The organism is Granulicatella sp. WM01 (assembly GCF_004570605.1).
GTDB lineage: Bacteria > Bacillota > Bacilli > Lactobacillales > Aerococcaceae > WM01.
Genome location: NZ_SPPB01000029.1, coordinates 1 through 23,008 on the forward strand (window position 1 = coordinate 1; position 23,008 = coordinate 23,008).

Sequence of the window (23,008 nt, forward strand, 5' to 3'; positions counted from 1 at the left end):
GGTATAATGTACTTCAGACATGAAAATCTTCCTATCTATTTGGTTTGGCAACTTTAGTATAGCTGATTTTCATGTTTTTTTGTTTATTTTTATTTGTTGCACTTCATTTTACAACACGGGTTATTTTATTAAATAGCATCCCAAATGCTAAATCTTTTCATAAAAAATGGTTATGTATCTCTTATTTTTAAGATTTTTTAAGAAAATCTGCATTTTTTTCCTTACTGACATTAATTTACTGCATAAAACAAGGGACTGGGAAAAAACTAAAATTTTAGCCTTTCGATTAACATTTGAAAAGTGGAAAACAGCTTAGAACCAACGTTTCTGATGACGTCAGTATAAGCTATTTTTTATTTTGAAGATTTTTTCCCAGTCCCAAAACAAATGAAAAATATACATTATTTTTCATGATTTTTTTACCCTATTGAAAAATGAGGTTATAAGACTGAGAAAAAGTCAGTCTTGTCATTAAAAACAGAATAATTATTAACTTAATAAACGATGCGTTGATATTTATTCTGTATTTTTTACTAAAAGAACATAAAAAAATTTCAATCCAACAAACAAACTCATCACATGCACTTCATGATTAGTAGGAATATCAATGATTTGCAATAAAAGTGGAAAGATTTTTCCTAGTCTTAATTTAACCTGATACCAACTTAATTTATCAATAAGTTGAAATTGACTATTCTTTTTCATTTAATACAAACAATTCAATTGCTTTAGCAACACCGTCATTATCGTTAGAATCTGTATGGTATTTAGCAGTTTGTTTGACTAAATTAGTCCCATTTGCCATAGCTACACCCGTGCCTACATAAGCTAACATCTCAACATCATTATTTCCATCACCAAAAGCCATCATGTCACTTGAAGAAATATTCAATAATCGACTAAGTCTTGCTAATGCACTTGCCTTTGTTGTTCCTTTAGGCATCACTTCTAAAATATATGTTTGACTTCTTACAACACTAAACTGTTCTTCTAAAATTTTACGATAACATGCTTCAAATTCATCTAAATCTTTTGGATTGCCCATTAACATGGACTGGAACAACATATATTCTCCACTTATTGCCTTGTATAAAGGTAATAAACTCGGGTGTGTAAATACTAATTTAGCATCTTTTTTTACCCAATCATTTGGTTCCTCGTCAATTACATACATCGTATAATCATCATTAACAACAAGTTGAATAGGAAAATCATGTACAAGTTGTTGTAAATAAAGTATATTTTGTTTAGTCAGTTGAACCCAGTCAACTAACTCTAATTGGCTTCCACGATGAATGGAGCATCCATTATTAACAATGATAAAGTCATCGTCTTTTAATGGTAATTGCTCTAAATATGGCTTCACACCAAATAACGCTCTCCCAGTACACAACACTAAATCAATATTCTTATTAACAACTGTATTCAAGACATCAATATTTTTCTGGGAAATCTTATGTTGACTATTCAATAAAGTCCCGTCCATATCTATTGCGATTAGTTTTATCATACAATTTCTCCTTTTTTCATGTTAGGGGGGTGCAAATGGGGTTTAGGGGGTGCAAAGAATTATCCGTTAAGGAAAGAAATCTTCCTTATCACAAAACGTCTATCGCTATTAGATAAACCAACTAAAAATCCCTTACTACTTTCATCTCCAAAATTGCCACATTTAACAATTACATGCCACATCATTTTAATTTATTTAACTATATGAATCCCCATTTGATTTCCCAATGATTCATTGCTCCTATTATAACAAAAAAACACCATCCATTCCAATCAATCGATTGGATGATGGCGGTTAAACATTTATTTCTATATCGTTTTTAAATTTCACTTTGACTGCTTCCACACTCCAGGTTTAAATTTCTTCTGCTATGACGTGTGGTGTATCACACTTTATTTCACCTTTGTACTTTTGATTACACCTAAAAATGTATTGCTTATACTGACTGTTTGAATGCCAAACATGCCTACCATAACTAGCGTCACAACATCCACAGATGACTTTCCCAAAATAACTTTTTTCAGTTCGTCTTGTCGCTTGTTTCAATTCTTGCTGTACTAAGTCGAATGTATAACTATCAATAATCGCTTCGTGATTATTTTCAACATAGTATTGAGGTAATTCTCCTTCGTTCGATTTTCTAGTTTTAGTTAAAAAATCAGTAGTAAAGGACTTTTGCAATAAGGCGTCCCCTTTATATTTTTCATTTTGAAGCATTCGTTTAACCGTTGGAAAGCTCCATGTGCTTTTTCCAAATGGAGTGGGGATTCCCTTATTTGTTAAGTTCTTGGCAATCAGATTTGGAATATCTCCACACAAAAATCTACCGAATATGTATCGAACAATCTTTGCCTCATCTTCATCAATATCAAAACCAGCATCACTCTTTTTGAAACCCATCACCTGCGAATAACTGAAACTAACTTTGCCTTCTGCTGCAAGTCTCCGTTTTCCCCATGTGACATTTTAGGTAAATCTGCTTTATGGCTAATTGTCTTTGCCGATTCAATTGTTACAACTCGTTTACTCATGCTTTTCTCCTTTCTTTCTCAAGTGTAGATTTCTTTTGCCTTCACTTGTTGCACTTCATTGAACATTTCTTTGGAAATAATAGATTCATGAGCATCTTCGACTATATATCTAGGTCGTTCTCCAGTATTTAGGATTAACTTTCCTTTGTAGCCAACATGATAGGTTTTCTGTAATATTAATTGTCCAGTATAGACCTCCTGATTTAAAAACTTATGAATTGTACTGCGTGTAAAAGCATAGCCTTTTCTAGTTGTTTCTCCTTTATGATTTAATATTTTTGAAATTTGAGCAGGTGTTTTCCCATCTAAATATGATTTGAAAATGTGTTGGATGATCAATGATTCATGTTCATTGATGACATACCGTTCTAGCTTCTCATCCCAACGATAACCATACATGTTTTGAGATCGATAAGGCAAACCTTGTTCAAATCTTTCTTTTATTCTCCAACGAATATTCTCGCTTATTGACGTAGTCTCTTCTTGTGCTACTGAAGCTAAAAGTGTTATTAACAATTCACCGTCGGTTGTCATTGTATCAATGTTTTCTTTTTCAAAGCGAACAGCGATATTCCGTTGTTTTAATTGTCGTATAGTTTTAAGCAACTCTACCGTATTTCGTCCAAACCGAGAAATAGATTTTGTTAAAATCACATCTATCTCTCTATTTTTACAGTCTTGAATCAATCGCTGGTATTCTTTGCGATGATGTTTTGTTTGACAACTCACTCCTTTATCAATATACACACCTTTAAATTCCCAATCTGAATGTGATTGAATCAATTTGTTATAATAACTCACTTGATTAGATAGTGATTGTAATAAATCCAAATGGGAGACTCTAGCGTATGCTGCGACTCTAAGTTTTTTCTGTTCAAATATCTAAAACAAATCCAATCGTTAAACGGAGGACTTTCACCTAAGATGTGCGACATGCCCGTCGTACTGAAAAAAGCCATCAACAGTAAACTGTCAATGGCTTTAAAATATACTGACACATTTTAAAATTATTTTTTATTGGATAGTATATCTCTCCTAAAGTTATACAATATGCCTATAGCAGCCAAAATAATCAATACAGGTCTCACCCATGGATAATCATCAAAAATAGGCTTTGTCACATTAAAATTGTATACTAAAAGATAAACAAGTACCAATAGTGTACTAATTAGTATTGTTTTTAATATTGATTTTTTCATATCTTAATACACCTTCACTTCCATAATCCATGCATTTATACCAATAGTTAAATTATATTTTCCAGAATCAATGTTATTTGCTACTTGAGTAGCAACGTTATTCCATGTTGTAGAGTCTGCCCAAGAAATCACTCCAGTGATTATTCCTGCTATTGCTGCAGGAGTTCCTAATCCTGGAATAATTCCTATCCCTGCAGCTGCCATCGCCGACACTATTCCTGCATCACCGGCTGTCCCAGTAAATGCATTTGCTAACTTTCTAACATTTATCGCTGTATCTCTATTATGTGTTATAATTCTTTTTCCCCACCAATGTGATTCAACTGTCGCACCTACTTGTCTTAAAATTTGGATATGAATGTCTTGTACAGCTTCACGGTTTAATGATTCACTTTTTTCTTTATTAGCAATAACTAACCTAGTTTGTAACTTATTAAAATTATCAACACCTATCTTTTCTTTTAATTCATCCGGTTTAATAATTTGATATGATGTCATCGTTTCTACGATATGTTCATCAACTACTTTAATTAAATCTTGGTCTTTACAACTAATATCTTTAACAGCTATATTAGTACTTTCAGCATTTACTGTAACAGGTAGTATGCTATTCCCTACACAAAATGCCATCATCATCGCCGTTGTTATTTTAAAAATTGATTTTTTAATGGAATTTTTCTCCTTCAATTGATTAATTAAATACTTATATTAATTAAAGCAGAACATGTCTCCATTTTTATACCTAGATACATTAAATATTGTCATAATTTTTCTCCTCCCTTTTAATAACACGACATTTAATCTCTGTATCAGTCTTTCTGCAATATCATTATATTACAATTAAATATAAAACGCAATTAAAACGGTTACATCTTTTTATTTTCTCGTTTTCTTATAAATATGTCTAAAATCTATCAAATTCTCTTTGTCTTGCTACTTGACTATACTTCACGCCATCATTCGCTTTTTCTGTCCAAATATATAAAACAACTCCAATCGTTAATAGGTCAAGATCACTTATCGCAACTGATTCGCCAACTTTACTTATCTTTTTAATCCTGTTTTTTATCTGGTTTCAACTTACCGAAATTGAACTAAAGATACTGATCAAAAGTGAGAATAACATTTTTTAGAAGCTATTCTCACTTTTATCATACATCAGTTATTTTATTAACTTAAAGGTTATTCATGTAGCATTTCTAAAAATTCAGTAAAATTATCTGCAACAAATGTTACTTCTGAGGATGAGCTTACATCAATTTCATGATTCCAAAAAACAATACTCTTGTTGTTTAAAAAATCAAAACATAATAAATTACCAAATGGATCTTCCCCAAATGGAATTATACCTCTTCTCAATCGTCCTTCCAAATCTTCTAAGATTTCATAAACATTATCATACTCATTTTCATTAAAACTTATTAAATTATTAAAAACTTCATCGTTCCCTAATAAACAGAACTTATTAGGAACTGGATATCCACCATTATATTGTAATACTACATTCTTAAAATCTTCTGGAAAAATAATATCTAATATTCTCTCTGCTCTTTTTAATATATCATAATTTATTGAAGTATATTCTATCCATTTCATTTAATTAATTTCCTTTCCCCCAGATACTGTAACCACCAATATGACCTGTTTTCCTATGTATTTTTCTATCTACTAATTGCATTAATCCTTCATTTTGGTGATGATGCCATGTAAATCTTTTTGGAATTCCACCATTTTTGAATATTTCTATTTCTGTAGACGTAAATTGTGAGGCTAGATCCGAATTATTTAATATTTGGTTGTATAAGTCTTTACTTGCTCTATCAAAATGCGTTGCTCTTGATTTTAAATAATCTTCTGGTTGTAAATTCATTTCCCCTAAAACTTCAAAAATGGGGAAACCGTCGCTATCGAATGGAACTCCTGTAACAGGATGTACTTTATTGGCTAATTCTAAACGACCAGCAATATTCTTACCATCCATTCCTATCTTTCCACTCTTACCTATCACATCATCTATATGACTCTTACTTGCTTTAGCTATGTCATCAAGCTTATTAGTAATCTTACCAACCAGTTGAGAATCTGTTGATTTAAAAGCTCCACTAACTAATTGTGGCTCTACTCCTATGTTCAATCGGAAGTTTTGGGCTGCTTCACTCATCATATTATCAACTTTACTCAACCCTGATTTTAGCTTTTCTGTACCAGATATTAGCATATTGTGCAACTTTATATCAAATTGTTGGATGAGATTATCTCCATAAGTTTTAACGTTTTTCACAATCCCTTTAAAACTATCTATATTCTTAAGGCCTTGCTGAAATCCCTCTTTTACACTTTGCTTTATCGTTGCTTTTATCGCAACTGCTCCGCCAACTTTACTCACCTTTTTTAATTTAGACATATATTTGACACCAGGAATTAAGTCAATTAATGCAAAAGTTGCTCTTATTCCTCTTTCGGCTACATCTATCTCTCGCCCTGTTCCCCAGTCTTTTCCAGTTCCTACTGAGTACAGCTCTGCACTTGCTAACGTTACTCCTGCTACTGCTCCAGCTGGTGGACAAAAGAGTGTTAAAACAACAACACCTACCCCTAATGTAATATCTCTCCAAAATTCTTTGGCTTGTTTTTGTTCATTTAATGATTCATAGTGAAACGCACGTGTATGATGCATTGCCATGATATATTGGTCTTCACTCAACTTGTTTTCTTGATATTCCTTACTATTTTTGAATACCATGTAACTGGATTTTAAACTCGTTTTATAGGGACTATCCACTTTATAAAAATCTTCAATCGTAATAGTTTTTGGTGTTACCTCGTACGTTGTACTGTCTCCAAACTCATCAGTAATCGTATCTATTCGTTTAAATCCTATCGTATTACTAGTGCTATATTTCGTAATGGTTAAGGCTTCTAATCGCTCTCCGATTTTATCCATTGCCTCATAGAAAGGGTGATCTATTTTATCGTTAATATATTTATCCACATTTCTAGCATAATTTCCCAAGCTACTAAGTTGTGCTTGTACCGTACGTACAATGACTTGATCATCATGATAATAATATGATACCACACCATCTGAATCTTTTTCATTGATTAGTCGTTTCACTTTTTCTGATATTTTGACTAAGTCTGTTATTCTTTTTTCAAAACTTGTGACACTTGACGTATGTCCAGAAGAATATCCTGAAAAATGCCCCGTTGTATAATAATTAGGACTATAATACCCTGTTGATGAAACACCAGATAAGCTACTAATGGCATTGTACATTTTGGACCACTTATCTTTATCTAATTCAACATCTTTCGTCATTCATTATCACCTCCTGACAATCTATCTAAATTTTTAGACAATTGACTATCTGGTGTTAAACTCTCATAAAAACTTTTCGCCAGTTCTCTATCTTGTTCAATCCAATATTGTACCAATTTGAACACTTCACTGTTTGCTCGACTATAAAGATCGCCAATTTCATTGACTTTATTTAACATTTTACCATAATGATCTAATGTTTTTTGTGCTTCTCCACCTTCATAGTATTTTGTTTCAGAGAGTTCTTTTAGTTTTTGAGCTAAATCCACATGAAAAGAGACTTCTATTGTTGTCATGAAACGCATAATGTCATGCATCTCATCAACATTCATCACGATTTCTTTACTATTTATGTCACTGCCTCCACCGTCATTCACTGCTGCAATGTGACTATGTATCATTCAACAAATTCCCCCTCTTTAAATGGAATATTTAGCCATGTATATAACTGTTCTAAAAAGTAATACTGACTATATCTCTTCAACTGTTCTTCTCTTACGTCATATCCCAAAAGTTGAGCAACATTATAGTCCATAAAGCTAAATAAAAAATAAAACTTTTTACTCAATATTATCACTTAGTTACTATAAATTATTTTCTTTAACTTTTTCAAACCACTTGTCAAATTCGTCCACTGGATCCAATAATAATGCATTATCTTTTTTATAGCGCCCTTCATAACTATATTTTGCATCCAAACTATTTTTTTTAGCATCGTAAATTATCCACATCTCTGTTGGGTGTTCTTTGCCATATTCCTTATACAAAGAAACTATTTTTTCTATATCATCTATACCATATTCTAACATAGAAAATTCTCTTTCATCTGAATTATCAATCCTATTTTCTTTTGATAAATTATTATTTATCTCATGTCTATAGACATATTTATTATTTATTTTATAAAACACATCAAATCTATATAGTTCATCTGCAATACAATATATATATATATTATCAGCTTGATTATTCACAAATTCCATGGATAATGAAACCATACTTATTTGTAATTCCATAAATTTATCTTCAAAAATTTTCATTGTATTTGTATCTCCTATCTTAAATTAACATTTGGAATTTTTTCTAAATATTTTTTTCCATCAATCTTATATTTAACCTCAAAGCTAATTGGTCTCCTAGAAATGCCTTCATAATTTATTTTTATATCTACCTCTACTTTTTTTGGAGGCATTGATTCTAATGCATTTTTCCACTGTCTTTCAATACGTCGATATTCTTTTAAATTAACATCTCTGGCTTGCGAAACAAGATTATCTAGTTCTGGAGAACCACCAAATAAATCTCCAAAAATATGACCTGCATGATCACCTTCTAATTTATCAAATGTTTTAGGATTATGTTTTAATCTACCTTCATGGAGTTTTAACTGTAAGTCTTCAGCATATGCACGTTCAACACGTCCAATATCGTCTGTTTTATATAGATAACTATGCTCTCCTACTTCATAAATTATATTTGGTTTTAACATTTCGTCATTCATATGACTACCATTTTTTACTATTTCATCACTAATAGCTCCCCAGGACTTAGGTAAAACTAACTTCTCACTACGCCCACTCTTCCCTACAACATCATCTATATGGCTTTTACTTGCTTTGGCGATATCATCAAGTTTATTAGTAATCTTGCTAACTAATTGAGAGTCTGTTGATTTAAAAGCTCCACTAATTAATTGTGGCTCTACGCCTATGTTCAATCAGAAGTTTTGAGCTGCTTCACTCATCATATTATCAACTTTACTCAACCCTGATTTTAGCTTTTCTGTACCAGATATTACCATATTATGCAACTTTATATCAAGTTGTTTCAGTACGTTATCTCTATAAGTTTTAACGTTTTTCACAAGACCTTTAAAACTATCTATATTCTTAATTCCTTGTTGAAATCCCTCTTTTAAACTTTGCTTTATCGTTGCTTTTATCGCAACAGCTCCACCTACTTTTCCTGCTTTAGATAATGAATGCATATATTTAACACCGGGAATAATATCTATCACCGCAAAAATGCCTCTAACGCCTCTTTCTGTTGCATCTAACTCTCGCCCTGTTCCCCAGTCTTTTCCAGTTCCTACTGAGTACATCTCTGCACTTGCTAACGTCACTCCTGCTACTGCTCCAGCTGGTGGACAAAAGAGTGTTAAAACAACAACTCCTGTCCCCAATATAATATCTCTCCAAAATTCTTTGGCTTGTTTTTGTTCATTTAATGATTCATAGTGAAACGCACGTGTATGATGCATTGCCATGATATATTGGTCTTCACTCAACTTGTTTTCTTGATATTCCTTACTATTTTTGAATACCATGTAACTGGATTTTAAACTCGTTTTATAGGGACTATCCACTTTATAAAAATCTTCAATCGTAATAGTTTTTGGTGTTACCTCGTAAGTTGTACTGTCTCCAAACTCATCAGTAATCGTATCTGTTCGTTTGAATCCTATCGTATTACTAGTGCTATATTTCGTAATGGTTAAGGCTTCTAATCGCTCTCCGATTTTATCCATTGCCTCATAGAAAGGGTGATCTATTTTATCGTTAATATATTTATCCACATTTCTAACATAATTTCCCAAGCTACTAAGTTGTGCTTGTACCGTACGTACAATGACTTGATCATCATGATAATAATATGATACCACACCATCTGAATCTTTTTCATTGATTAGTCGTTTCACTTTTTCTGATATTTTGACTAAGTCTGATATTCTCTTTTCAAAACTTGTGACACTTGACGTATGTCCAGAAGAATATCCTGAAAAATGCCCCGTTGTATAATAATTAGGACTATAATACCCTGTTGATGAAACACCAGATAAGCTACTAATGGCATTGTGCATTTTGGACCACTTATCTTTATCTAATTCAACATCTTTCGTCATTCATTATCACCTCCTGACAATCTATCTAAATTTTTAGACAATTGACTATCTGGTGTTAAACTCTCATAAAAACTTTTCGCCAGTTCTCTATCTTGTTCAATCCAATGTTGTACCAATTTGAACACTTCACTGTTTGCTCGACTATAAAGATCGCCAATTTCATTGACTTTATTTAACATTTTACCATAATGATCTAATGTTTTTTGTGCTTCTCCACCTTCATAATACTTCAGTTCAGATAACTCTTTTAACTTTTGAGCTAGATCCACATGAAAGGAGACTTCTATTGTTGTCATGAAACGCATAATATCATGCATCTCATCAACATTCATCACAATCTCTTTACTGCTTCCACCGTCATTCACTGCTACAATGTGACTATGTATCATTCAACAAATTCCTCCTCTTTAAATGGGATATTAAGCCATGTATATAACTGTTCTAAAAAGTAATACTGACTATATCTCTTCAACTGTTCTTCTCTTACGTCATATCCCAAAAGCTTATCCTCATCTTCTACAAATAATAATTGCTTATACAAGGTTTCTTTTGAATGAGTGTCTATCATATCTGACAATGGATAATACTGTACAACAATTGTGTTATCAGATAAAAACAGTTCTTCATAGGATTTTGTCATTTGAAGTGGTAATGTTAAAAAACGTTGCTCTTCTTCATTTGGTTCCCTAAGCATAACAGGTAATTTTTCTTGCAATAAGGCCAACACACTCATCTGTGATATTTTCAATAATTGGTACCCTTCTTGCGTATCCACAATAACAATAGCCATCTCTATATCATGACTATTCATCATGTAAACATTATTAATAATAGTCAGTGATTTCCCCACACTATACTCTCTTAATATTTCTACAATCACAAATCCTGCTTGAGTCAGTTCACCTTGTTCATTGACAAATCCTTTTTCTTCAAGATGATTTTTAGCTTCTTTCCATGCATCTTCTGAGGAAATAGTTAAATCATCTCTTGTTGGTAACCCCATTAATAGCTGTCCATCCAACACATCCAACAAAAAATACAATTCATATATTGAAAAATAATCTACTCTTTCCATACTATAACCCTTTAATTGATGCAACTTCAGAAGAATCATTATAGTCATCAATCGTTTTTCTCAAGTTTTGAATAACCTTTTCATGCTCTTTCATAATTTCAATTAATTCTTTATGATATTGATAAATCAATTCTAAATAAGCTGTAAAGGATTCTTTTGTTTTCCCGCTCCACGATGCAGAAGCAAGATATTTTTTTAAAGAGTAAACAGTCTGCTCAGAATGGGCTAATTCTTTATTGATATCTTGAGAAAGAGTAATTGCTCTATCAAGTTCAAAAGCTTTGATTTTTATATCTGCCATATTATCTATCCCCTTCTATTTAACCGTTCTTTAAGTTCTCTTTGTCTTTTTTCTCGCTCACGTCTTTCTTGTTCTTCACGTTCTCTTTGTTCTTGTATAGCTAAATGTTCATAATGTTTATATCTTTGATAGGCTGAATCTACTGCACGAGATAATTTTTTGATATCCACAGCCTGCCCTGATTTTAATTCTTCCACTTTTCGATGAACATTTAGCTCACTTGTACTAAAAACATCTTCTGGAATAAACGAAGTCATCATACTTGGTCTATCATTGGTATAACGATTAACACTTTCTTCTAACATATTTAACTGTTTAGTAAATTGAGTTAAACAATCATTTAGTTCATAATACAGTGCTTTATATTTTTCTCTCTTTTTTTCAGTGGGTGTGCCAAACCATTCTTCAAACATTATCACGTTACTCCTTTCTATAATTCTAACAATTGTACGAATTCATAGTATTCAGGTTTCAAAATATACCCTTGATTTTGTTTTAATGTTGGCTCATTTGTCATATAAGGATAGCGTGTATGATTTTGATCACTGATTCTAACCCCTAAAAACACTTGTTCAACGAGTTGAAGGCTCAGTTTTACATACGTATCATATGTATTATTCACAAGATCTTGATAACTTCCCACAAAGACGGGTGTGACGCCATATTTAGGTCCTTCGACAACCAACAATTTAAAATCTTCTTCACTGAGTTCTGCTATTCTTGCTACATGTGCTATATCTGGAATAACTATTAACCATTTAGCATAAGTTTCATGTGGGTGTGCCAATCGTTTTTTCAAATCTTCAACAATCGTTTTCACAACATTTTCAATGTCTAAACTAGCTGTAAATTTCTGAACACCTTCAAATAATTGATTGGATAATCTCTGATTAGAATCTAAAATTACCGCATTATAATAGTGATGTAATCTGTCAACATGATACGCTAATAATCTATAATAGTGAGTAATGAACCCAGGATTTTCTGCCGCCATCAAAAAGGCTTTATTTAATGTAAATAATGCTGGTTCTACTTTTTCTCTATCTAACCCAAATACAAAATTTGATGTAGAAAACTCAGGTTCCAACACATCAAGTGTCACCTTCTCTGGCAACATTGGAATGTTCTCTGGTAATTTGCCTTGGTATGCCTGTGTCATTACTTGTGCTTCACGTTTTACAGCTTCAATATACTCACTATAATTGTCACTGTTATACGCTAAAGCAATTTGGAATTGAATAATACTCCCCTCTAATTTTGTTATCGCACGTCCTTTAATCTCATCCAGTGCAATATTCGAACGACCAACTATACCTGACAAATCACTATTATCAAATAAGAATAGGGAGATTTTCGTTTTAAAGTTTGACTGCAACTGTAAACGCATCGCATTCAATCGGGAAAGTGTTACCATTAAATAAATCCCTAATGATGCTCCATCTCGGGCAATCACATTTAAAACATCGTAAAAAGAATCCGCAAATGGCATATCTGGTACACTATCAAATCCATCAATGGCAATAAAAACCGTTGGAAAACTCTCACTTGATAACTGATTATACTGTTTTAAATTCGTTGTTTTCAATTTGGCTAAGGCTTGTTTACGGTCTTTAACCATTTGACTTAAACGACGCAATGATTTCATAATTTTTTCGCTCTCATCCATCGTAAAGTAATCAGCCACATGTGGAAATTCGGTTAAGGAAATTAATCCACTTGCCCCAAAGTCATATAAATAAAAATGCGATTGTTCAGGTGTTTGCTTACGCATCACATCAACTGCTAACGTCTGTATAAAGGTTGATTTCCCAAATCCTGGACTAGATACCAATAAAATATGCCCTGTCTGTTCCATATTAAAATATAGAGGGGATTGTTCTTGTTTTTCTGGAATATCTTGATAACCCACTAAAATAGTTAAGTCATTTGTAGTGTTCCAATACTCTTTAAATGACACAGACTGTAAGTCTTTGGCATATACCTTGTCTTTAAGTGGTGGTAACCATGGGCTCGCCACTTTTGGTATATTTAGTTGTTTAAAGACATCATGGGCATTTTCTACAATCGCATCTAATTCTGTTGGTACTGATTTAACATCTTTTTGTTTATCCAATCCACTCAAGTCTCTATTGATTGGTGCATATTGACCATTATCTGTAATTTCATAGATAATGATATTCTTTTGATTATGATGTTTCCCATCTGGATTATAATCTGCTCCTGACCAGGCACTTTGGAACAATTCATAAATTTCATTATTCCCTACTTGTAAATATGCTCGCCCTGTTTGCGTAATTTCTGCTGCATCAGGGGTTTTAATCACTTCTCTTGAATCAGCAACATCTTGTACTTTTAATGCAATTTTAAACTTAGAGTTCGACCAAATTTGATCGTTCACGACACCACTTGGTTTTTGTGTAGCTAAAATGAGTTTAACACCAAGTGAACGACCAATACGAGCCGTTGATACTAATTCATCCATAAACTCCGGTTGATTGGTTTTTAATTCAGCAAATTCATCACTAATAATAAGTAAATGTGGCAATGGCTCGCTTACCTTACCTTCTTTAAACAACTTCATATATTGATTAATATGATTCACATCGTTTTCTAGGAAAATGCGCTGGCGTTTTTTGAGTTCTGCTTGGATTGACACTAATGCACGATGGGCTTGATTGCCATCTAAGTTTGTAATCGTTCCAACCACATGTGGTAAATCAGCAAATAAATTCGCCATTCCCCCACCTTTATAGTCAATAAGTAGAAACGCCACTTCGTAAGGATGATAATTGACAGCTAGTGATAAAATATACGATTGCACTAACTCCGATTTCCCCGAGCCTGTTGTCCCTGCAATCAAACCGTGTGGACCATGCGCTTTTTCATGTAAATTCAAATATAAAATATCATCTCGTCCTCGAACGCCTAAAGGCACCGCCATGGTTTGATAGGTTTCATTCTCAGACCAACGTTTCAGTAAATGTAATTCATCAACACGCTCCACACCGTACATTTCTAAAAATGTAATACTCTCTGGAATGGCATTTCGCAAAGTTTGAACATGAGTAATGCCTGCCATATGACGTGCAAACAACTCTTTTTCATATTTTGAAATGGCAGGTAATGGTATAAAGGGTTGATTGAGATACACACCTTCTTGAAGGATTAATTTAGCTTTTTTATCTCCACGATAATCTACAACCGTTTGAACATGTTCAGGCAAACTTTCAATCACTTCTTCTACAAAAACATAATAAATACCTAAATGTGTTAAGTCTTCATTAATGTATTCAATAATATTATGATCCAATAACAAACTTAAATCTGTAATAAAGAGAATATAACTTGGTGCATACTTTTTCTCATTATTTTTATCTTGTTCACTATTTAATTTTCTCTCTTTAATTATTTGATATAAAGAGGTCAACAATTGATCACGAGTACGTTGATTATAAATAAAACCTCTACTATTAAAGGCTTTTATTTTTGTATGTGGTAACCAACGGCTCCATTGCCAAATGCCCAGCTCTTCCTCCCTAAATATTGGCATAAATTGAACATCGTGATAACTATGAAACGCAGCGATTTGTATCATTAATTGTTGGACTTGCTCAACAACTAGTTTACGGTTACCAATATAACCGATAGGACGATTAACAACATTTGTAATAGGCACATTGTCAATCATTCGGTAATAAGATAATAACTCTTGTACTTTTTGCTTTACTTCTTGATGATATTCCGTTAATTCCGAATCGGTATAGTCAATTTGAAAACTAGCAGACACTTCGCCTAGTCCTAAACGATAGGTTAGAAAATCAAAATGATGTGGTGTCTTTTCATACAAACGTCTATCTACTTTTTGAGCCATACCAAGAATATCTATCATTGAAGGATAATGATACTCAAGTGAATGCTCCTGTTCTTGTTTATAGGCTGCTAATTCAGTGTACTTATTATCTAAGTAATTCAGATAATCTTTTTGTTTTTGAACCTGTTTTGCAGCATGTGTTTTCTTATCTGACAAATACGAATGGATAGATGTTCCAATGGTAATGAGCGACATACCCATCATCATGATAATCATTGGTCCACTTCTAAAAAAGAAATAACTCGCACCTGTAAATGCCATCATAGCCACAGGTGTTAATAATAATTTTAAAAGTGACTGTTTGTTTAATTCATCATGGGTAGGAGCTGATGCAATGGTAACCTTCCCCTCGGGTGCACGTAAAATAATACGTGGCGAGCGATGAAATTCTTTCCCTCTATCATCTTCTTTTGGTAAAATAGACGGCACTAATGTTGTTTCAATCTCAAACAGTGTACTAACCGACATAACTTTATTTTGAATTGACAATACAATCCCCTCAGCAAACACAATGACATCATTATCTTGAATCGTTAAAGTTCCACTTTTTTTCTTGCCATTTAAGAAATAATGTGTCGTACTCGTAAATAACACGTCATCGTCCTTAAATACGAAAACAGATTCTATTAAGCTATCTATAACTTTAATGTGTGCAGTATCGTCTGAAGATAAATATAATGTATTATCTGATATTAAAAAATGTTGTGCAGCTTTTAATACTAACAAGCAAACGCTCACTTCATTGGATAAAATAATATCATATCTACCGATACCATAATGTTTATTTTCAAAAATGACACTATCTTCTTCAACTTGTAACGTACGTTCGTCTATTGGTAAAATAATGTCAGCCGTTTTTTCTTTTCCTAATGTATAAATCGTATGAGAATATAGCGGATAGGTTTCATTATTGTGAATTAAATAAATTGCCATCTCCTTTCCCTCCTATTGATCATTTGGTGTTGTTGTACTACTATTCGTATTTTGATTTGTTTCAGGAACGCCTTGTTTTGTTCCATTAGTAGGTGGTGTTAAATACTTTTTCTTCAACTCATCGAGTTTTGACTTATAATTATTGATGGCTTCTGTTCGCTCCTCTGATTTCAAATTAGGATCACGTTGAATGTCATCAATTTTTTTCGTCATGCCATACATTAATAATTGTGGGTCATCTAAATAGCTGGCAATATCAATTGCTTCATCTATTTTAGATTGCCCAATCAATACCCAATAACGTAAATAATCTTCATTAGATTGGGTAGAAATTCGGCTCAATTCTTGCTTTTGTGCTTCGCTCAATGGTTCACTCATAATAACTGAATAGGCCACAATATATTTATCATCTTGACTTAATGATCTACTATCTTTTGTTCTCACTGTTGTTAGCACTTTAGAATAGTCTTTTTGAATAAACGCTAAGCGTATATCAGCAATAGCAGTTTGGTTAGGTAGGGCAAATAGTAATAAGTATACTATACCTATCAATAATATACTCGTTAGTACTGAAGTAGCAATTGTTGTTATTTTCCACCCAGATAGTACCGTTTTTTTGACTTTAATATAGTGTTCTTGATTAATTTCTTTTTCTGATACATACTTATCTTGTAATAATTGCAAAACATCTGATACACTTTGTGCTTTAATGACTGATTCACACAATAAATCCCCCTTATAAAAGGGTAATTTACCATTAATTAACGCATTATAATCTACTTTTAAGTCTAACAGTGACACAATCATTGCTTGATAAGTTGTTAAAAATTTTTCCTCTTGAACACTTTCATAAGGCACCACTTGTCCTCTAATACCACGATACGTTAATTTTGGTAAACCATTCACTGTAAATACAATATGTTCCGGAGCAAATTTATAGGTATATTTATCATTTTTTAAAGCATCATATAAATGCCCACAATTCATTAAATGACGCACTCTATCTTCCAAAGTCATCATTGTAACAGTTTGCCAATCATACATTTCATCATCTACTTGTGCGTTTAAAGTAACGACATCTTCTTTAATTGTCAGCGTTTCATCAATAAAAGAAGGATGTTGGGCTTGTAATAAAGCATAGGCTACTGCTTTATTTCCTTTAATATCTTCTAATAATAATTCTCTTGTGATGTTCTTTTTTTCCATGACTTTCCTCACCTATATCGTTTCTAACGTTAATAACATACCGTCTTTTACAACGTCTAATAGACTTGTACTGCCCCACTTCCTTTTACTCGAGCAGTTGGATTAAGAATTAGCATATCTATTGCGTAAGATTCTAAAACTATCTGTATCATTTCTTTTAATGTCATTGTGCTAGGAATTCGTAGGTCTAACTGCTTGCCACACACCAAGCCTAAATCTAAAGTAATATTGATATAATGTTCCACTACTTATGTTGTCCTTTCTTAGAAATAATTACTTGAATAATAGAATACCCCATAATAACCACAGCTATTAAAAGACTTACTATCATAGACAATGAAAACTCTGAAGTAACTGAATTTAAAACAATATGAGCGTTATCCGTTCTTGTCATATTCGTTTGCCCATTAAACAACGTTGCTGTATAGGTATCAACAAGCCGTTGAGAAGAACGTACGTTGATAAACAAACTATTTTTATCCTGTCGTTCTTCTAACTTTTCTTTATCTTGTTGTTGATGAATGCTAGTTGTTGTTTCTAAACGGAACAATGCAGATAAATCATTTTCTTGTTCAATATAATGAATCCCTTTTGATTGTTGTGTGGGTTGAATATTTGTATTAATTTTCAATGCCCCATCTTCTGCAGCATTAACTTTTGACACTAATAGGAAGAACGATAGACAGAAAATTAAACTACTATAACCTACTATCTTCTTCATAAATTTTCCTTACCCTTCACTTGATTCTGTTTTAATTGTTCGATAAATAAATCCATTTATTAAACCAAATATAATACTTAACGCAATCAATACCACTAACAGTATTCCACCACTATTTGTTTGATTAATATAGGCTCCTATACTATTTTCTACATAAGTCAATGGTGATACTGAAGTTAAGAAACTTGATGCATTCACATAATACGTATCAAGCAATTGTGTTGCCGTAATCATATAAAGTAAAAGTAGTCCTATTGCGATTAAGAAGCCAAGACTTTTTACTTTTGACAACAAGAGATTTAAACCATAAGTGAATGTTAAAACCATTGCGACAATAATGACACTAAATAATGCACCTTGTCCCCATGCCATGCTCAATTTATAAGCAGCTACCATTCCCATGAATAATCCAGCTAATCCACCCAAACCTGTTAAAAACAATAGTGATTGGATTGCATTTTTCCAATCCACACGTTTTAATACGTTTAAGCGTTTTTGTAATGCCGCAATATCTGCATGTTGTAATAGGTAAGCAATAGATAGTGACACTAAATAACCAATTAAGACAATCAATAATCCGGAACGACTATCTTGTCTTGTTGTTTCCGCTTTAGGCTGTATTATCCCAAGAACACCTTGAATTTTAGAGGCTTCTACTGGATTAGATAAGTATTCATACACTGCTTCGTTGGTTCGATTTCCTGTTTTCGTATTTTTTAATACCGTTGAAAATCCTTTTAAGAATTCTTGATTAGATGTGTATTTTTCACTCATGACATGTTGCAAATCAGCCACTCTATCAGACAAGTCTTCGCCTTCTTTTTCTAGAGTAGACACATCATGCGATAATTTATCAAGTGTAGAGTGAATGGATTTAGACACCTCTTGATTAGCTTTCGTATTATCCATCAACGTACGACTTGATGCCATTAATTGCATCAAATCTTTATTCATATCCATTGATACAGTCACTAAGTCCGTATTGTCTTCTGCTTTGTATTCTGTAAACACTGGTTTTTCTTGTAATGTTTTCTGAATTTTCTCAGCTTCATCTAAAATAGCTTGTAATTGTGTAGAAGAATCTGATGTACTTTTACGTAATTCATCCAATTTAGTATTTAAATCTGTCGCATTTAATGCCAACGCTTCAAATTGTTTTAACTGTTCATCTGATACTTTTAAATCTTTTTTCAATGTTGTTATCGTTGCATCTTTAATTAAAGCAGTAATAATAGATTTTAAATGATCAACATCAGTTTGTTTAAATAAAGATGAACTTGGCGCTTCTTCAAATGCGTGATGTAAATCAATATCATAAAAGGCTTTAGCTAAAGCTGCTATTTCTAGGTAATGTTTCATATCTTGATAAAATGATTGAGCTTCCTCATACGGTTGATACGCAGATAAATTAGAGACATTATTCATCTGTGTATACACTCTTGTAATCACTTTTGGTTTTGTTTTGTCTTTGATGATGGTTAGTGTCCGTGCTTGCCCAGATACCATATCATGACTATTGTCAGTGCTTGGGTGTTCTGTACGTGTTTCAGTTGTTGTTTCGCCTGTAATGGTCTCTAATTGTTCTTCTGTTGTAACCTCTACTTTGACTTGGACCACATCAAATAGGCTAAGGGAATCATCGTGAAGTGGTGTTAACTTATAATGTATCTTTATATCCTTTGCATGAGCATCTTTAACCTCTAACCTATATGTCACATCATCAATTTTAGTTTGACCATACCCCTCTACATGTAATAGATACTCAGATGGTACAGTTACTCTAATGTCTTTAACCGTTCCTTCAATCTCACTAATATTTAAGGTTCTAGACTGCTCTAGGTTAGTCATTGCTGAGTGTTTCAATTGTTTCATATACTGACTGATATGCGTTTCTTTATGAGTAGTCACTGGACTTTTTTTATTCTCTGTTGTATACCAACTTATAAATGCATTGATATTTTTTAAATAGTGTGTATCTTGTTTAGATAAACCTAACTGCTCCAACGTGTCATTATCATAAAACACACCATAATATAACGCACTATCTAACTTAGACAACAGTGTTTCTCTAATCTGTTTAATATACCGACCAAGTGTCATTTGTATTTGTTGCGCCTCTTCAGACACACCTGATGTATTATTCAACGACTCTTCAATAGCTTGACTTATCTTAGTATGATACTGTTCCAGTGTTGTGTCAATTTGATCATTGAGTGTTTTTAATGCTGCAATAAGTGTGGTTAACTCTTTATTAAACTTATCTCCTTTTTCTGCATTTTCCCTCCAAATACGTGGTTCTCTAAAATTCTCATTGAAATATGTCTGTAATGTCTTAAGGGATTCTAATTGTTGGTGTACAGTTAATTGAGATACAGATTCATCATATTGAGCAAGACCGTTTCCTTTTTCATCAATTGCGTGTCTCCAAGCCTCTTGAAGCACCTTAACTTTATCAATTTCTGTCTCATAAGTTTTGTCTATGTTAACGATTGAAGTGAAAGCATCATTGCTTTGATTTAACTCTTTATCAAATAAAGAATATTGACTTAATAAATCATGTGGTGTAGTTGATAACCCCTTAAAACGCGTGGAATAACTGGTTAGTGTATTTGATAAATTTGATTGATAACTATTTAATGCCTCCCCTTCATTTGAAATCACATCATACATCTGTGTTTGCGCTGTTTGTAAATTACCAATAATACTCAAAAAATAGATATTTACTAAATTTTTATTGAATACACTCTTGAAATTCAAAACCGCTTCTTCTGCTTGCTTCACAACTAACGGTTTATCAGATTTAATGTGATATTGAAAAACTGCTTTAGTAGGATTGCTCGATTCCAAAGCTAAACTATCCTCAGAAAACTTACTTGGCAAAATAATCATTAATTGATACGTCTGATTATCTAATCCCCTTTCTGCAATGGCACGTGACACTTCTTCAATCACATACTCTGACTGATTAGAAAATGCGGTCAATAACGTTTTTGCCATATTTACAGTTTCACCATTATACACAGTTCCACTATCCTCATTAACGACTGCAATTTTTAAATGATTTTTCTGAACAGATTTTTCTATTGGTTTTTGACTTATCGGCGTAGGTTTAATAATACCAAAAAAAGAAATAAAGGCTGTGAAACATAATACTACTCCCCCAACGCTCACTAATACTTTCTTATTCACTAGTTACCTCCTTATTCGTTAAAAAAGCTGAGGATTTTTCCTCAGCCCTATCAATGATTCGATTAATTAAGACCAAAGTTGCGTGATAAATCCTGGTCATTTTGTTGCATTGCTTGTGCAGTTTTGTCAAGTTGTGTATTGATTTGTTGCATCAATTCAGCAAAATTTTGAACTTTAGGTTTTAATTCATTGAATTGGTTATCAAAACCTTGGAAAGCCGCCCCTTCCCACTCTCCGCGAAGTGTATCTTGAAGACGTTGTAAATTGTTTAAAATTTGAGTAATATCATGTGAAGCTTTTCCATATTCACGAGCACGTGATTGAAGCGTTTCCGGTGATACCCTAATTTGTCCTGCCATTGCATTGACCTCCTCATCAGTTAATTTGATACTCAAATTGTATCATAATCACTTTGTTTTAACAAGTAATTTTTGAAAAAAATTTTAAAAAAACGCCTGTACATCAACGTTTTCCGTTCTTTTATTCAATTATAATATTATTTATCTTATTCATATAATTTAAATGAAAACAGGTTCTATAATTCTTGTTTTTTATTAGTAGATTAACAATTATTAATAGATAGACTACATGTTAATAATTGTGTATCTTTCAACAATTAAAAGCTATTTACTATATACTTATCAATATGAGTAATTAATCAAAAATTAAAACCTCACTATTTCTGGATACACCTACATATTATTGTATTATTTACTTAATCACCATTTCTATTGCGATTAGTTTTATCATACAATTTCTCCTTTTTTCATGTTAGGGGATGCAAAAGGGGGTTAAGGGGGTGCAAAATTTACTTTATCAATTATTTACAATCCCATTCGACTACCTAACGATTCATTGCTCTTATTATAACAAAAAAACACCATCCATTCCAACCGCTTGATTGGATGGTGGTGCTTAAAAATTTATTTCCATATCATTTTTGAATATTACTTTGATCGCTTTATCTTTACTAATAACAATTTTTTCTATCAGAATATTAAACTGTGTCGTATCAAAATTCCGAAAAAAGTAAAAATTTTGTTAACTTAACAATTATCTATTAAACTTGTTTCTGATTTCTCAATTTTTTCATAATATCTCTAGTATTTTTGTAATCTCTTTTTGAAACAATGCATCTATCTTAAACATAGCATACTTTAATTTAATAACTATCATAAATTACACATAAAAATCCATACTTTATTTTTCTAAAATATCCTTAAAATATAGCACTATCAATATAAAACATACTTTTCTTTAAATGTTACGATAGAAAAAATGCTCACTATGCCCTTTGGGTGCATTAGGTAAAATTCCAAAACATTCAAATCCCATACTTTTATAAAATTCAGGAGACTGAAAATCAAAAGTACTCACATGAACAATATGACAACCATCTTCTTTACCATCTTCAATAATTTTATTTAACAATGTCGTAGCAATTCCCTGTTTTCTATATTTACTATCTACCCACAATGTATCAATATACAAAATTCCCCAAATAACAGCATATGCTAATATCCCTGCTATAACATTCTCTTCTTCATTTTTCACCACATAACTGTACTTTAAATAATCTTCTTTTTGTGTACTGTCAACACAATTTTTATTATGTTCCATTAACTATCAATCGAATGTGATAATGTCTTAAAGTAATCGAATGACAAAATGTCCCAAAATGATAAACTAGAGATATGAAAAGGATAGAATTAACAGTGAATGAAATAAAAAAATATAACGTCATCAAAGCC

22 protein-coding genes and 1 pseudogene are annotated in these 23,008 nt (G+C 32.3%); all 23 read right to left on the bottom strand.

From position 1 onward, the window contains the following. Positions 1-516 precede the first annotated feature (516 nt). Complete coding sequence (locus E4T68_RS05085) at positions 517-705, bottom strand: hypothetical protein (protein ID WP_135124764.1); 189 nt, start codon at positions 703-705, stop codon at positions 517-519. Next, positions 692-1,510, bottom strand: coding sequence for a Cof-type HAD-IIB family hydrolase (locus tag E4T68_RS05090; protein WP_135124766.1), 819 nt, complete (start codon positions 1,508-1,510; stop codon positions 692-694). The genes E4T68_RS05085 and E4T68_RS05090 overlap by 14 nt, the downstream gene beginning before the upstream one ends. A gap of 357 nt (positions 1,511-1,867) precedes the next feature. Continuing rightward, positions 1,868-2,476 (bottom strand): annotated as a pseudogene (locus E4T68_RS05095) (recombinase family protein); the annotation flags it as partial. Between the two features lie 83 nt (positions 2,477-2,559). Beyond that, complete coding sequence (locus E4T68_RS05100; protein ID WP_135124769.1) at positions 2,560-3,372, bottom strand: recombinase family protein; 813 nt, start codon at positions 3,370-3,372, stop codon at positions 2,560-2,562. A gap of 176 nt (positions 3,373-3,548) precedes the next feature. Further along, entirely contained in the window at positions 3,549-3,740 is a 192-nt protein-coding gene (locus E4T68_RS05105; protein ID WP_135124771.1) for a hypothetical protein, read from the bottom strand. A 3-nt stretch (positions 3,741-3,743) separates the two neighbouring features. After that, the gene (locus E4T68_RS05110; RefSeq protein ID WP_135124773.1) at positions 3,744-4,376 is read right to left on the bottom strand and encodes a hypothetical protein; all 633 of its coding nucleotides are present in this window, start codon (positions 4,374-4,376) and stop codon (positions 3,744-3,746) included. Positions 4,377-4,922: 546 nt separating this feature from the next. Continuing rightward, entirely contained in the window at positions 4,923-5,336 is a 414-nt protein-coding gene (locus E4T68_RS05115; protein ID WP_135124775.1) for an SMI1/KNR4 family protein, read from the bottom strand. Between the two features lie 4 nt (positions 5,337-5,340). Then, a complete protein-coding gene (locus E4T68_RS09750) occupies positions 5,341-7,059 on the bottom strand; it encodes an HNH endonuclease (protein ID WP_228099247.1) in 1,719 nt (572 codons plus the stop codon). Next, the gene (locus E4T68_RS05125) at positions 7,056-7,460 is read right to left on the bottom strand and encodes a hypothetical protein (protein WP_135124777.1); all 405 of its coding nucleotides are present in this window, start codon (positions 7,458-7,460) and stop codon (positions 7,056-7,058) included. The genes E4T68_RS09750 and E4T68_RS05125 overlap by 4 nt, the downstream gene beginning before the upstream one ends. Further along, positions 7,457-7,594 carry a hypothetical protein gene (locus tag E4T68_RS09280; protein WP_167753822.1) on the bottom strand — a complete coding sequence of 46 codons (138 nt, stop codon included), beginning with the start codon at positions 7,592-7,594 and terminating at the stop codon, positions 7,457-7,459. Before E4T68_RS09280 ends, E4T68_RS05125 begins: the two co-directional genes overlap by 4 nt. A 49-nt stretch (positions 7,595-7,643) precedes the next feature. After that, positions 7,644-8,099, bottom strand: a complete 456-nt coding sequence (locus tag E4T68_RS05130) for a hypothetical protein (RefSeq protein WP_135124779.1) — start codon at positions 8,097-8,099, stop codon at positions 7,644-7,646. A gap of 14 nt (positions 8,100-8,113) precedes the next feature. Then, positions 8,114-8,776 carry a DNA/RNA non-specific endonuclease gene (locus tag E4T68_RS05135; protein WP_228099248.1) on the bottom strand — a complete coding sequence of 221 codons (663 nt, stop codon included), beginning with the start codon at positions 8,774-8,776 and terminating at the stop codon, positions 8,114-8,116. Next, on the bottom strand, positions 8,777-9,961 hold the full coding sequence (locus tag E4T68_RS05140) for a hypothetical protein (protein ID WP_135124781.1): 1,185 nt from the start codon (positions 9,959-9,961) through the stop codon (positions 8,777-8,779). Then, positions 9,958-10,350 carry a hypothetical protein gene (locus tag E4T68_RS05145; protein ID WP_135124782.1) on the bottom strand — a complete coding sequence of 131 codons (393 nt, stop codon included), beginning with the start codon at positions 10,348-10,350 and terminating at the stop codon, positions 9,958-9,960. Before E4T68_RS05145 ends, E4T68_RS05140 begins: the two co-directional genes overlap by 4 nt. Next, the gene (locus tag E4T68_RS05150) at positions 10,347-11,036 is read right to left on the bottom strand and encodes a DUF5081 family protein (RefSeq protein WP_135124783.1); all 690 of its coding nucleotides are present in this window, start codon (positions 11,034-11,036) and stop codon (positions 10,347-10,349) included. The genes E4T68_RS05145 and E4T68_RS05150 overlap by 4 nt, the downstream gene beginning before the upstream one ends. 1 nt (position 11,037) lies before the next feature. Continuing rightward, a complete protein-coding gene (locus E4T68_RS05155) occupies positions 11,038-11,337 on the bottom strand; it encodes a WXG100 family type VII secretion target (RefSeq protein WP_135124785.1) in 300 nt (99 codons plus the stop codon). Positions 11,338-11,342: 5 nt separating this feature from the next. After that, entirely contained in the window at positions 11,343-11,750 is a 408-nt protein-coding gene (locus E4T68_RS05160; RefSeq protein ID WP_228099249.1) for a hypothetical protein, read from the bottom strand. A 17-nt stretch (positions 11,751-11,767) separates the two neighbouring features. After that, on the bottom strand, positions 11,768-16,141 hold the full coding sequence (gene essC / locus E4T68_RS05165; protein WP_135124788.1) for a type VII secretion protein EssC: 4,374 nt from the start codon (positions 16,139-16,141) through the stop codon (positions 11,768-11,770). A 12-nt stretch (positions 16,142-16,153) separates the two neighbouring features. Continuing rightward, entirely contained in the window at positions 16,154-17,347 is a 1,194-nt protein-coding gene (gene essB / locus E4T68_RS05170) for a type VII secretion protein EssB (protein ID WP_135124790.1), read from the bottom strand. A 244-nt stretch (positions 17,348-17,591) separates the two neighbouring features. Then, on the bottom strand, positions 17,592-18,068 hold the full coding sequence (gene essA / locus E4T68_RS05180; RefSeq protein ID WP_135124792.1) for a type VII secretion protein EssA: 477 nt from the start codon (positions 18,066-18,068) through the stop codon (positions 17,592-17,594). Positions 18,069-18,077: 9 nt separating this feature from the next. After that, on the bottom strand, positions 18,078-21,257 hold the full coding sequence (esaA, locus tag E4T68_RS05185; protein ID WP_135124794.1) for a type VII secretion protein EsaA: 3,180 nt from the start codon (positions 21,255-21,257) through the stop codon (positions 18,078-18,080). Positions 21,258-21,319: 62 nt separating this feature from the next. After that, on the bottom strand, positions 21,320-21,616 hold the full coding sequence (locus tag E4T68_RS05190) for a WXG100 family type VII secretion target (protein ID WP_135124796.1): 297 nt from the start codon (positions 21,614-21,616) through the stop codon (positions 21,320-21,322). 898 nt (positions 21,617-22,514) lie between these two features. Continuing rightward, complete coding sequence (locus E4T68_RS05195; protein WP_135124797.1) at positions 22,515-22,877, bottom strand: GNAT family N-acetyltransferase; 363 nt, start codon at positions 22,875-22,877, stop codon at positions 22,515-22,517. Between the last annotated feature and the right edge of the window lie 131 nt (positions 22,878-23,008).

What these genes read in the sequence shown, in the direction of transcription:
- E4T68_RS05085 (WP_135124764.1), bottom strand. Translation starts at nt 705, where the DNA reads ATGAAAAAGAATAGTCAATTTCAACTTATTGATAAATTAAGTTGGTAT.
- E4T68_RS05090 (WP_135124766.1), bottom strand. Translation starts at nt 1,510, where the DNA reads ATGATAAAACTAATCGCAATAGATATGGACGGGACTTTATTGAATAGT.
- E4T68_RS05105 (WP_135124771.1), bottom strand. Translation starts at nt 3,740, where the DNA reads ATGAAAAAATCAATATTAAAAACAATACTAATTAGTACACTATTGGTA.
- E4T68_RS05110 (WP_135124773.1), bottom strand. Translation starts at nt 4,376, where the DNA reads ATGATGATGGCATTTTGTGTAGGGAATAGCATACTACCTGTTACAGTA.
- E4T68_RS05115 (WP_135124775.1), bottom strand. Translation starts at nt 5,336, where the DNA reads ATGAAATGGATAGAATATACTTCAATAAATTATGATATATTAAAAAGA.
- E4T68_RS09750 (WP_228099247.1), bottom strand. Translation starts at nt 7,059, where the DNA reads ATGACGAAAGATGTTGAATTAGATAAAGATAAGTGGTCCAAAATGTAC.
- E4T68_RS05125 (WP_135124777.1), bottom strand. Translation starts at nt 7,460, where the DNA reads ATGATACATAGTCACATTGCAGCAGTGAATGACGGTGGAGGCAGTGAC.
- E4T68_RS09280 (WP_167753822.1), bottom strand. Translation starts at nt 7,594, where the DNA reads ATGGACTATAATGTTGCTCAACTTTTGGGATATGACGTAAGAGAAGAA.
- E4T68_RS05130 (WP_135124779.1), bottom strand. Translation starts at nt 8,099, where the DNA reads ATGAAAATTTTTGAAGATAAATTTATGGAATTACAAATAAGTATGGTT.
- E4T68_RS05140 (WP_135124781.1), bottom strand. Translation starts at nt 9,961, where the DNA reads ATGACGAAAGATGTTGAATTAGATAAAGATAAGTGGTCCAAAATGCAC.
- E4T68_RS05145 (WP_135124782.1), bottom strand. Translation starts at nt 10,350, where the DNA reads ATGATACATAGTCACATTGTAGCAGTGAATGACGGTGGAAGCAGTAAA.
- E4T68_RS05150 (WP_135124783.1), bottom strand. Translation starts at nt 11,036, where the DNA reads ATGGAAAGAGTAGATTATTTTTCAATATATGAATTGTATTTTTTGTTG.
- E4T68_RS05155 (WP_135124785.1), bottom strand. Translation starts at nt 11,337, where the DNA reads ATGGCAGATATAAAAATCAAAGCTTTTGAACTTGATAGAGCAATTACT.
- E4T68_RS05160 (WP_228099249.1), bottom strand. Translation starts at nt 11,750, where the DNA reads ATGTTTGAAGAATGGTTTGGCACACCCACTGAAAAAAAGAGAGAAAAA.
- essC (WP_135124788.1), bottom strand. Translation starts at nt 16,141, where the DNA reads ATGGCAATTTATTTAATTCACAATAATGAAACCTATCCGCTATATTCT.
- essB (WP_135124790.1), bottom strand. Translation starts at nt 17,347, where the DNA reads ATGGAAAAAAAGAACATCACAAGAGAATTATTATTAGAAGATATTAAA.
- essA (WP_135124792.1), bottom strand. Translation starts at nt 18,068, where the DNA reads ATGAAGAAGATAGTAGGTTATAGTAGTTTAATTTTCTGTCTATCGTTC.
- E4T68_RS05190 (WP_135124796.1), bottom strand. Translation starts at nt 21,616, where the DNA reads ATGGCAGGACAAATTAGGGTATCACCGGAAACGCTTCAATCACGTGCT.
- E4T68_RS05195 (WP_135124797.1), bottom strand. Translation starts at nt 22,877, where the DNA reads ATGGAACATAATAAAAATTGTGTTGACAGTACACAAAAAGAAGATTAT.